This window comes from Aestuariivirga sp. (genome assembly GCF_020252395.1).
Taxonomy (GTDB): domain Bacteria; phylum Pseudomonadota; class Alphaproteobacteria; order Rhizobiales; family Aestuariivirgaceae; genus Aestuariivirga.
This window is the reverse complement of sequence record NZ_JADCDB010000001.1, coordinates 58,835-70,549: the sequence shown is the minus strand read 5'-3', so window position 1 is coordinate 70,549 and position 11,715 is coordinate 58,835. Positions and strand designations below refer to the sequence as shown.

General features: G+C 64.4%; 8 protein-coding genes. 1 reads left to right on the top strand and 7 read right to left on the bottom strand.

The window, feature by feature from the left end:
* Positions 1 to 2: 2 nt before the first annotated feature.
* Positions 3 to 3,449 carry an acyl-[ACP]--phospholipid O-acyltransferase gene (locus IOC82_RS00340; protein ID WP_290544177.1) on the bottom strand — a complete coding sequence of 1,149 codons (3,447 nt, stop codon included), beginning with the start codon at positions 3,447 to 3,449 and terminating at the stop codon, positions 3 to 5.
* 170 nt (positions 3,450 to 3,619) lie between these two features.
* On the opposite strand from IOC82_RS00340, the gene IOC82_RS00335 reads away from it, so the two are divergent.
* Positions 3,620 to 4,108, top strand: a complete 489-nt coding sequence (locus IOC82_RS00335) for a fasciclin domain-containing protein (RefSeq protein ID WP_290544176.1) — start codon at positions 3,620 to 3,622, stop codon at positions 4,106 to 4,108.
* A gap of 359 nt (positions 4,109 to 4,467) precedes the next feature.
* Here IOC82_RS00335 and IOC82_RS00330 read toward each other — a convergent pair whose 3' ends face one another.
* The 6 genes from IOC82_RS00330 to IOC82_RS00305 all read right to left on the bottom strand — a co-directional run bounded on the left by IOC82_RS00330 (position 4,468) and on the right by IOC82_RS00305 (position 11,662).
* Positions 4,468 to 6,045, bottom strand: coding sequence for a 5-guanidino-2-oxopentanoate decarboxylase (locus IOC82_RS00330; RefSeq protein WP_290544175.1), 1,578 nt, complete (start codon positions 6,043 to 6,045; stop codon positions 4,468 to 4,470).
* A 1-nt stretch (position 6,046) separates the two neighbouring features.
* Positions 6,047 to 7,033 (bottom strand): peptide ABC transporter ATP-binding protein, encoded by a 987-nt coding sequence (locus IOC82_RS00325; protein WP_290544174.1) that lies wholly within the window; start codon positions 7,031 to 7,033, stop codon positions 6,047 to 6,049.
* On the bottom strand, positions 7,030 to 8,016 hold the full coding sequence (locus IOC82_RS00320; RefSeq protein WP_290544173.1) for an ABC transporter ATP-binding protein: 987 nt from the start codon (positions 8,014 to 8,016) through the stop codon (positions 7,030 to 7,032). The genes IOC82_RS00325 and IOC82_RS00320 overlap by 4 nt, the downstream gene beginning before the upstream one ends.
* Position 8,017: 1 nt before the next feature.
* A complete protein-coding gene (locus IOC82_RS00315) occupies positions 8,018 to 8,926 on the bottom strand; it encodes an ABC transporter permease subunit (RefSeq protein WP_290544172.1) in 909 nt (302 codons plus the stop codon).
* Positions 8,916 to 9,929, bottom strand: coding sequence for an ABC transporter permease subunit (locus IOC82_RS00310; RefSeq protein ID WP_290544171.1), 1,014 nt, complete (start codon positions 9,927 to 9,929; stop codon positions 8,916 to 8,918). Before IOC82_RS00310 ends, IOC82_RS00315 begins: the two co-directional genes overlap by 11 nt.
* 131 nt (positions 9,930 to 10,060) lie before the next feature.
* Positions 10,061 to 11,662 (bottom strand): ABC transporter substrate-binding protein, encoded by a 1,602-nt coding sequence (locus IOC82_RS00305; RefSeq protein WP_290544170.1) that lies wholly within the window; start codon positions 11,660 to 11,662, stop codon positions 10,061 to 10,063.
* Between the last annotated feature and the right edge of the window lie 53 nt (positions 11,663 to 11,715).

Here is an 11,715-nt window from a genome sequence, read left to right as displayed (position 1 = left end):
CCTCAAGCCTTCACCCGCTCCAGCGCCATGCGGTTCAACGACTGGTAATCCGTCTTGCCGGAGCCCAGCAGCGGCAGTTCCTTCACCGCGATCACGTTGCGCGGCACCATCAGCGCCGTGGCGTTGGCCTCTTTCAGTTTCTCCTGCACCGCCTTGGCGTCTACGCCCTCATCTGTGGTGAACATGACGAGCTGCTCGCCTTTCTTCGCATCCGCCACCGCAACAACCGCGTGCTGCGCTTGCGGAAACGCCTCCGCCAGCTTCTGCTCGACAAGCCCCAGCGACACCATCTCGCCCGCGATCTTGGCGAAGCGCTTGGCGCGGCCCAGGATGGTGACGAAGCCATCCTCGGCGACCTTCACGATGTCGCCCGTGTCATACCAGCCATCGGGCGGCGCCTCGATCACGCCCGGGTTCCCGGCGCGCAGATAGCCCAGCATGATGTTGGGGCCCTTCACGTAAAGCCGCCCGCCCTCCTCGATGCCAGGCACCACGTCCAGCCGGTATTGAATCTGGTCGAGCAGCCGCCCCACCGTGCCTGTGCGGAAATGCATCGGCGTGTTCACGGCAATCACCGGCGCGCATTCGGTGGCGCCATAGCCTTCGAGGATGCGCAGGCCGAATTTCTCCATCCAGGCCTCGCGCGTTTCGGGCTTCACCCGCTCCGCGCCCGCCACCACCAGGCGCAGGTTGAAGAAGTCGTAAGGATGCGCACTCCGCGCATAGCCCATCAGGAAGGTATCGGTGCCGAACAGCGCCGTGGCATTGGTCGAGTAGCACAGCTCGGGCACGATCTTGTAATGCAAGGGCGAGGGATAGAGGAAGGTGCGCACGCCGGCAAGCACCGGCAGCAGCGCGCCGCCCGTCAGCCCGAAGGCATGGAACATGGGCAGCGCGTTGAACACGATGTCGGAGGCGGTGAAGGCGATGCGCGCCGCCGCCTGATAGCGGTTGGCCTGCAGGTTGCGGTGCGACAGCACCACGCCCTTGGGCAGGCCTTCCGAGCCAGAGGTGAACAGGATCACGGCGGGCGAATTAGGATCGCGCGAAGCCCCCGCCATGCGCAGCGCGGTGTTCGAGAAGAAGCGCGCGAACAGGCCATAGAGCTTGTCTTTGAAGGTCAGCTCCTCGCGCAGCTCCTCGAGGAAGATCACCTTGCGGCCAGCGGAAACCACCGCAAGGTCCTGTTCCATGCCCCCCGCCTCGATGAAGCGTTTGGAGGTGACGATGGTCGAAACCTGTGCTGCCGTGCAGGCTGCCGCCATGTTCACCGCGCCCGTCGAGAAATTCAGCATTGCCGGCACGCGCCCGAAAGCGTGGAGGCCGAAGATCGTCAGCAGGCAGCCGATGGAGTTGGGCAGCAGCACGGCGACATTCTTCTGGCCCGGCGTCATCTCTGCCATGCGCCGGCCGAGGACGAAGCTTCCCATCGCCAGCCGGTCATAGCTCGCCGGGTTGCGCGCGATGTCTTCCACCACCTTGTGGCCGCGGCCATGAACGTGGCGCGCGTCGAGCAGCGACTGGAACAGCGTCCTGTCGATGGCCGAGGTGCGGAACACCATGTCTGTCATCACGTCGTAAAGCTTGTTCGCCTGGTGCTGGCGCAGCGCCGCGCCCTTCAAATGAGCCGGCGCATTGAACTTGACCGGCGGCAGGAAGGTAATGGTGATCTTGGGAAACCACCTGAGCCGCAGCTTGCCGCGCATGCGCGAAAAGGGCGTATAGAGCGCGCCGTCGATCCGCACCGGCAGCACCCGCGCGCCCGCCATCTGGGCAATGGCGCCGGGCCCTTCATAAACCTTCATCAGCGCACCCGTCACGGTCAGGCGGCCTTCCGGGAAGATCACCACCTTGCGTCCCCTCCTCAGCTCGTCCACCAGCACGCGCAGCGCCATCGGGCTGGTGGGGTCGATGGGGATCATCTTGAACAGAATGAAGGAAGGCCTGGCCCACCACGCCTGCGACACATAGGTGTCGATCGCAAAGCTCGCCCGCTCCGGCAGAAAGGCCGAGAGCAGGGGCCCGTCGAGGAGGGAGGTGTGGTTGGCCACGATCACCGCCTTGCGCCCGGCCGCCTTGTAGTTCTCCAGCCCGTGCACCTCCACGCGGTAGAGGATGCGGAACATGAAGCGCGCGATGGAGGCGGTGAGTTCCTGCGTCAGCAGCCTGGCCACGAAGATCGAGGCGATGGCGTTGGCGAGCCCCAGCAGCAGGAAGAAGGCCTGCGCCGACATGAATTTCAGCAGCACCGCCCCGGCAAGCGCCGACACGATCATGAAGATCGCGTTCATCACATTGTTGGCGGCGATCACCTGGCTGCGCCGCGACGGCGCCGCGCGGTGCTGCATGATGGCGTTGAGCGGCACGGCATAGAGTCCGCCGAAGAAGGCGACGAAGAACAGATCGATTCCGACACGCCAGCCCTGCCAGTGGCTGAAAAAGGCCGCGATCCCGGCGCCATTGGCGCCGGCCATCGCCTCATGCGCGGCGCCCGCCGAAAAATACAGGTCGAGCAGGAACACCGTCATCATGATCGAGGCCATCGGCACGTAGCGCGGCGAAACCTCGCCTTTCAAGAGCCAGTTGGTCAGCAGCGAGCCCGCCCCGATGCCGATGGTAAACAGCCCGATGAAGGCATTGGCCACCGTGTCATCCGCCATCAGCACGTCACGCGTGAAGACGGGCAGTTGCGCCATGATGGCGGCTCCCAGGAACCAGAACCACGAGGCGCCGATCACCGACCAGAACACGTCCTCGCGCTCGCGGGCATAGGCGAGCAGCTTCTTCGTCGCGCGGTAAATGTTCCAGTCGAATCTGATCGAGCTGTCGCCAGGCGCCGGCGGCATCAGGAAGGCGCAGCCCCAGGCGATCGCCGCCAGAACGATGATGGAAATGGCGAGAATGTCGCGCCCCACGCCCTGCAGCACCAGGAAGCCGCCAAAAAGCGTTCCGAGCAGGATGGTCACGAAGGTGCCGAGCTCGATCAGCGCATTGCCGGCGATCAGCTCCTCGCGCTTCAGGTATTGCGGCAGCACGCCGTATTTGAGCGGCCCGAAAAAGGCCGCCGTGGTGCCCGCGAGGAAAAGCACCGTGAGGTGCATGTATGGGTTCTCGAGATAGAGGCTCAAGCCCCCGAACACCATGGCGGCGAGGTCGAACAGCTTCACCCAGCGCGCCACCTGTGCCTTGTCATATTTGTCGGCGAGCTGCCCGGCAATGGCCGAGAAGAGGAAGTAAGGCGCCATGAACAGCGCCAATCCCGCCTGCACGAACAAGGCCGCGTCGAAGCCGAAGCGCACCGCAAGGTCGTAGGTGATGAGAATGGCGATGCCGTTCCGCACCGCATTGTCGTTGAAGGCGCTGATCGCCTGGGTCACGAACAGGGCCAGGAAGCTCCGGCGCTTAAGAATTGCAAATTGGCTCTGCGTCTCGTTCGGCTCCGGCGTCATAAGCTGTCAGGTCCCCCGCTGTTTGGTCGTTCTAGGCTCCGGCGAGACTATGTCAGAGCGGTGGCGGATCATCAAACTCGGAAAACGAATTCGTGATTTTCCGTGCGCAAACCGCAGCGGAAAGGCGCCCGTAACCGTTACTGTCAATTCCGACAATGGGAGATTACCTTATGAAGCGCCTTCGCAACCTTGCCGCCGCCGCCGCCATCGCCGTGTCGGGTTTCGCATTCGCAGCCCAGGCCTATGCCGCCGACATCGTGGACACCGCTGTCGCCGCCGGCAATTTCAAGACGCTGGTCGCCGCCGTGCAGGCCGCCGGCCTCGTCGATACGCTGAAGGGCGCTGGCCCCTTCACCGTCTTCGCCCCCACGGACGAAGCCTTCGCCAAGCTGCCTGCCGGCACAGTTGAGACCCTGCTGAAGCCGGAGAACAAGGACAAGCTCGTCGCCATCCTCACCTACCACGTGGTGCCCGGCAAGGTGATGGCCGCTGACGTCGCCGGCAAGGAACTCATGGTCAAGAGCGTCCAGGGTTCGGAGATCTCCGTCAACGGCAAGGACGGCGTCATGGTCGACCAGGCCAAGGTCATCAAGGCCGACATCGTCACCGACAACGGCGTCATCCACGTCATCGACGCGGTGATCATGCCGAAGATGTAAGTCCTTTGCGGGGCGGCGCCACTCCCCCGGCGCCGTCCCGTTTCTCTCGTGTGTTGTGTCTGCGTAAGATTACAATTGCAGTCCTATTCCCAAACGTCCAATTGCCGGGCCTGTCCCGGCGATACGACGAAATTTGCCAGCGTGTCTCCACGCTCTCTCGTTCACCGGCGCTCACGTCCCACCGCTCATCATCGCCGGGCTTATTCCGGTGATCTTTTTTGCCGTCCGCCGAGAAGAATGCTCGGGACAAGCCCGGACATGATGGAAGCTGAAGGGCCGCAAAACCCAATTCTGGAGTATGCGCCTTTCTAGCACATCGAGCGCGCGCTGTCAAGGAGTTTTTTCCTTTACCGGACTGATTAGCCCGCCACCACGCGCGGCGTCATCTCGATCAGCGTCGGGGCCTCGGCCTTCAGCGCCTTTTTGATCGCGGTGGCCAGCGCCTTCAGGTCCTTCGGCTGCTCGGCATTGAGGCCATAGGCCTTCGCCAGCATCTGGTAATCCGGGTTCATCAGCGTTACGGCATTGGGCTGGATGCCCTTCCTTGCCATGTCGTCCCTGATCTCGCCCAGCGCATTGTTATTCCACATCAGGATGACGATGGGCAGCTTGTGCTCCGCCGCCGTGCCGAGCTCGTTGATCGTATACTGGATGCCATAATCGCCGATCAGCACCGCGACGGGCCGCTCGCCCACGCCGAACTTGGCGCCGATGCCCACCGGCAAACCGAAGCCCAGCGTGCCGAAGCCCACGGGGTGCAGCCAGGTGCGCGGCAGGCTGACGGGAAACACCTCGTTCGCGGCATAGGCAATCTGTGTCATGTCGGAGGCGATGACGGTGTCTTCCGGCAATTCCTGGCGGATCACCGCGAGGACCTTGGTGAGCATCGCCCGCAGCGCGTCGGGCTCGCCCATGTCGAAGCTGGCGGCGGCCTTGCCCTTCTTGTCCTTGACGCCCTTGGCGATCAGCTCGAGCGCCTCGCGCGCATCGCCGAGAATGGCGATCCCGGCGGTGTGCGGTCGCGCCATGACCGAGGGGTCGAGGTCGATGCGGATCAGGTTCTTCTCAATCGCCATCGCATCGTTCCAGTGGTCGGTCTCGGAGAGTTCCGACCCGGCGCAGAGGATCGCATCCGACTCCGCCGCCAGCGTCCAGAAGCCCTCGCGCGCCATCATCTGGCCAAGGCACAGCGGGTGACCGGTGGGAACGGCCCCCTTGCCGGCGGTTGTCGTGATGATCGGCGCCTTCAGTTTTTCGGCAATCGCGATCGCCGCATTGCCGGCGTCCAGCGCGCCGCCGCCGAGGATGATCAGCGGCTTCTTCGCGCCATTGAGCTTGGCCACCGCCGCAGCGATCTGCGCCGCATTGGGCGAGGGGCGCTGCGGCAGGGCGCGCGCCGTCCAGCCCTCACCGGCGGGTTCCTTCAGAAGGTCGAGCGGCACTTCGATATAGACGGGTCGCGGGCGCTGGCTGGTGAAATGCGCAAAGGCCGCCGCCACCGCATCGCGCACATCCTTCGGCGTATAGCAGCGGAAATTGAGCGCCGTCACCGCCGCGGCCGCACCACGCTGGTCGATCATCTCGTGCAAACGCCCGCGCCCCTGCGCCGAATCGCGGATGTCGAGTGCGGAGGAAATGACCAGCACGTTGCTCGAGTCGGACCACGCCTGGCCCAGCGGTGTGAGAATATTGGTAAGGCCCGGCCCGGTGATGGTGAAGCAAACACCGGGCTTGCCCGTCGCGCGCGCATAACCGTCGGCCATGAAGCCCGCCCCCTGTTCGTGGCGCACCAGGACGTGCTTGATCTTGGAGCGCGGCAAGGCGCGATACATCTCGACATTATGGACGCCGGGGATGCCGAAGATCGTGTCCACCCCATAGGCCTCGAGAAGGCCGACGAGGGCTTCGCCGGTCGAGAGTTCTGCGCGGTGCGGCATGTCAGGCTGCTTTCGTTGAAGGCTCGGGCGGGTTCACCGCATGGCATGCCACAAGGCTTCCGTCCTGCGCAAGCAAGGCTGGATTGAGGTGGGCGCAGGGTTCGAAGGCCCACGGGCAGCGCGTGTGGAAAGTGCAGCCCGATGGTGGATTCAGCGGTGACGGCAACTCGCCCGTCAGCACGATGCGCTCGCGCTTCCGCTCCGGGTTGGGCTGCGGCGTCGCCGAGAGCAGCGCCTTGGTATAGGGATGCTGCGGATTGCCGAACACCGCATCCCGCGGCCCGTGTTCGACGGCGCGGCCCAAGTACATCACCATCACGTCATTGGCGATGTGGCGCACCACCGAGAGGTCGTGGCTGATGAAGAGATAGGCGAGGTTCAGCCGCTCCTGCAGGTCGGCCAGCAGGTTCAGCACCTGCGCCTGGATCGAGACGTCGAGTGCCGAGACGGGCTCGTCCAGCACCAGCAGCTCCGGGTTCAGCATCAGCGCGCGGGCAATGGCGATGCGCTGGCGCTGGCCGCCGGAGAACATGTGCGGATAGCGGTCGTAGTGTTCGGGGCGCAGCCCCACGCTCGCCATCATCTCGCGCGCCTTCCCGGAGCGCTCCTTCGCGCCCATCGTGGTGTTGACGAGCAGCGGCTCCTCCAGCGCATGGCCGATCTTCTGGCGCGGGTTGAGCGAACCATAGGGATTTTGGAATACGATCTGCACGCGCGAGCGCAGCGCCTTGAGCGTGGCGGCGGAAGCTCCCACGATTTCTTCACCGCCGATGTTGAGCGAGCCCGAGGTCGGCGTCTCGATCATAGTGACGAGGCGCGCGAGGGTCGACTTGCCGCAGCCCGACTCGCCCACGACCGCCAGCGTCTTGCCGCGCTCGATCGTGAAGCTTGCGCCATCGAGTGCCTTCAGCGTGGCGGAACCCGAGAAGGCCCCGCGCGAGACGGTGTAGTAGCGGGCGAGGCCGCGGGCGGTAACGACGATGCTCATGCCGCCTTCTCCTGTCCGGGGTGGTTCTGCGCCACGCCTTCATGCAGGGGATAGTGGCACAGCGCGCCATCGATGCGCGGCGGCCTGGTGGTGCGGCAGAGTTCGGTGGCAAGGTGGCAGCGCGGTGAGAACAGGCAACCCGCGGGCCGGTCGAACTGGCCTGGCACCACGCCGGGGATCGACGGCAGCTTGCGGCCGGTGGCGCGCTCGGGCAGTGCTGAGAGCAGGGCGGCAGTATATGGGTGATGCGGATCGCGGAACAGGTTCTTCACCGGCTGCTCCTCCACCTTCTGCCCGGCATATTGCACGGACACGCGCTCCGCCGTCTCCGCCACGACACCCATCGAGTGGGTGATGAGCACGAGGCCCATGCCCGTCTCCTTCTGCAGCTTGACGAGAAGGTCGAGGATCTGCGCCTGGATGGTGACGTCGAGGGCGGTGGTGGGCTCATCCGCGATCAGCAGCTTGGGATTGCAGGCAATCGCCATGGCGATCATCACGCGCTGGCTCATGCCGCCCGACAGCTGGTGCGGGAAGGCCCTGAGCCGCTGCCCGGGCGAGGGAATGCCGACGAGGCCCAGAAGCTCGATGGCGCGCGCCTTGCGTTCGGCCTTGCCCATGTCGAGGTGCTCCCTCAGCGCCTCCATGATCTGGAAGCCCACGGTGAAGCAGGGGTTGAGGCTCGACATCGGCTCCTGGAAGATCATGGCAATGTCCTTGCCGATGATCCGGCGCCGCTCATTGGCCGACATTCCGAGAAGGTCGATGCCCTCGAAATGCATGCGGTCGGCAGTGACCTTCGCGGTCCACGGCAGGAGGCCCATGACGGCCAGCATCGAAACCGACTTGCCGGAGCCCGACTCGCCGACGATGGCCAGCACTTCGCCCTTGTCGACCTTCAGCGACACGCCATCGACGGCGCGGAAATCGCCCGACCCTGTCTTGAACTCGACGGTGAGGTTCTCGATTTCGAGCAGGCTCATCTCAGCTTCTCCTCAGGCGCGGGTCCAGCGCGTCGCGCAGGCCATCGCCCATGAGGTTGATGGCCAGCACGGTGACGAGAATGGCAAGGCCCGGGAAGGCCATGACCCAGGGGTGCGACAGCATCAGGTCGCGCGTGTCGGCGAGCATCGAGCCCCATTCCGGCGTGGGCGGTTGCGCGCCGAGCCCCAGGAATCCGAGACCCGCCGCCTCGAGGATGGCGTCGGAGAGGCCCAGTGCGGCCTGCACGATGAGCGGCGCCACGCAGTTCGGCAGCACCGTCTTCGTCATCAGCCGGAACTTGCCCACGCCCGAGACCCTGGCCGCCGTCACATAATCCTTGGTGAGTTCGGTCAAGGCCGAGGCGCGCACCAGGCGCACATAGCGCGGCAGGCCGACGATGGTGACCGCCACGATGGTGTTGGTGAGGTTGGGCCCGATGATGGCGATGATGAGGATGGCCAGCACCAGCGAGGGGATCGCCATGATGAGGTCCATCACGCGGATGATGATAACGTCGGCGACGCCGCCGAAGAAGGCGGCGGCAAGGCCCAGCGCCACGCCCACCACCATCGACACCACCATGACGGAGAGACCAATGAACAGCGACACGCGCGCGCCATACATGAGGCGCGAGAGCATGTCGCGGCCCACGGCATCAGTGCCGAGCAGGAACCTCGGGTCGCTCCCCTCCACCCAGAAGGGCGGCAGCTTGGAGAAGCCGCGGAACTGCTCGATGGGGCTGTAGGGCGCCAGCACATTGGCGAAGACGGCGACGAACAGGATGAAGCCGACCACCGCGAGGCCCAGCACCGCTCCGCGGTTTTCGCGGAAGGCCCGCCAGAAGGCGCGCAAGGGTCCGGGTGGGGCCGGTGCTGTTGCGGGCGCGGTAAGGCGCGCGTCACTTGGCATGGCGGATCCTCGGGTTGATGAGGCCATAGAGCATGTCGATGAACAGGTTGACGAGAATGACGATGGTGGCGATCAGCATGATGCCGCCCTGAAGGGCCGGGTAGTCGCGGCGGTTGATCGATTCGATCAGCCACTTGCCCACGCCCGGCCAGGAGAAGATCGTCTCGGTCAGCACCGCACCGGCCAGCAATCCGCCCACCTGCAGGCCGATGACGGTGACGACCGGGATCAGCGCATTGCGCAGCGCATGAACGCCCACGATGCGCGTCCAGGACAGGCCCTTGGCGCGTGCCGTGCGCACGTAATCCTCCTCCAGCACTTCGAGCATGGATGAGCGCGTCATGCGCGCGATGACGGCGAGCGGCACGGTGCCGAGCACGATCATCGGCAGGATCAGGTGGCGCACCGCATCCATGAAGGCGCCCTCCTGGCCGGACAGCAGCGAGTCGATGAGCATGAAGCCGGTCACCGGCTGGTAATAGAACTTGATGAGATCGACGCGTCCGGACACGGGCGTGAGGTGCAGCGTATTGGACATGACGAGCACCAGGATCAGGCCCCACCAGAAGATCGGCATGGAATAGCCGGTGAGCGCCAGGCCCATCAACGTCTGGTCATAGACGCCGCCGCGCCGCGAGGCGGCGATGACGCCGGCGGGAATCCCCAGCACGATGGCGAAGAGCATGGCCGTGATGGTGAGTTCCAGCGTGGCCGGAAACAGTGTCAGGAATTCATGGAGGACCGGCGACTTGGACACGATGGAGGTGCCGAAATCGCCGTGCAGCAGCGCGTTCGCATAGTCGAGGAACTGCTTCCACACCGGCTGGTCGAGGCCCATGTCATGGCGCAGCTGCGCCAGCCGTTCGGGCGAGATGCCGCGTTCGCCGCGGCGCACCTCTATGGGGTCTCCCGGCACCAGCCGCAGCATCACGAAAGTGATGAACATGAGCGCGATGAAAGTGGGAATGGTCAGCGCCAGGCGCTTGAGGAAAAACCGGATCATTGCCACCTGTTTTGGCGCCGGATGGGAAAAACGTCTGACGGATCTTTCGGCATTCCCCTCCCCCTTGTGGGGAGGGAAATGCTCAAAGCCCTTCCCCCGGGCCAAGCCGGGAGAAGGACGGGTGTGTCTGCTTACTCGGCGATGTCCACGTTCTGGAATTCGTGGGCGCCGAGCGGGCTCACCTTGTAGCCCGTCACCTTCTTGCTGATCGGCTCGAAGACGGTCGAGTGCGCGATGTTAACCTGCGGCATCTCCTCCGCCTGGATCTTCTGCGCTTCCTGGTAGAGCTTGGCGCGCTCTGCCTGGTCGGTGATGGTGGCCGCCTTGTTCACGACCTCCTGGAACTTGGCCGAGCACCACTTCGGAATGTTATTGCTGTTGGGCTTGCCTTCGGCATTGCAGCCCAGCAGCACGGCGAAGAAGTTGTCCGGATCGCCATTGTCGCCCGTCCAGCCCAGCATGCCGGTCATGTGCTCGCCCGCCTGCATGCGCTTCCTATACTCGCCCCACTCATAGGACACGAGGGTCGACTCCACGCCGATCTTCGCGAGGTCGGCCTGGATCATTTCTGCCATGCGCTTGGCGTTGGGGTTGTAGGGGCGCTGCACCGGCATCCACCAGATGTCGATCTTGAGGCCCTCGACACCGGCGGCCTTCAGCATCTCCTTGGCCTTGTCCGGGTTGTACTCGACGTCTTTGATCGAGTCGTCGTAAGACCACATGGTCGGCGGGATCAGGTTCTTGGCCTTCTGGCCGGCACCCTGATAAACCTCCTTGATAATCGCGTCGCGGTCGATCGCCATGGCGAAGGCCTTGCGCACCTCGGGCTTGTCGAAGGGCGGTTTCAGGTTGTTCATCGCATAGTAGCCGATATTCAGGCCTGCCTGCTCGAGAACGTTGATGTCCGCGTTGGCCTTCATGTCCGGAAGGTCGGCCGGGTTCGGCGCGATCATCACCTGGCATTCGCCGGCCTTCAGCTTGGCATAGCGCGCCGTCGCGTCGGGGGTGATTGCGTAGACGAGGTCGTCGATCTTGGGCTTGCCGGCCCAGCCGTCGAAGGCCTTGAAGCGGATGACCGCGTCCTTCTGGTAGTCGACGAACTGGAACGAGCCGGTGCCGACCGGGATCTGGTCGAACTGCTCCGGCGTGCCCTTGTCGAGCAGGAACTTGGCGTATTCGGCCGAGTGGATGGCCGCGAAGTCCATCGCAAGGTTGGCGATGATCGGGGCATTCGGCTTTTTCAGCTTGATCACGACGGTCATGTTGTCGCCGCCTTGAGCAACCGACTCCAGCAGGTCGGGCATGGCCATGTCGTTGAAATAGTCATAGGAGCCGGCGGAAACTTTGGCATAGGGATGGTCGGGCTTCCACTGGCGGTCGAAGGACCAGATCACGTCCTCGGCGGTGAGGTCGCGGGTGGGGGTGAAGCCGTTCACGCCCGAATGGAACTTGACGCCCGGCCGCAGCTTGAAGGTGATGGTCAGGCCATCGGGCGACACGGTCCAGCTTTCGGCCAGCGCCGGTTCCACCTGGGTGGTGCCGGGCGTGAACTGCACGAGGCGGTTATAGACGGGGCGGGCGGCATCGAAGCTGGTGCCGGTGGTGTTGATCGAGGGTGTGAAGTTCTCGGGCGAACCCTCCGAGCAGTAAACCAGCGTCTTGGCGTTGGCGGCGCCCGCCACCAGCATGCTCGACGCGAGCAGGGCTGCGCCCAGCAGTTTGTGGAATTTCATGGATAACTCCCTGTCGTCTTTTTACCCGCCCTCCGGGGGGCGTGGAAGCACTT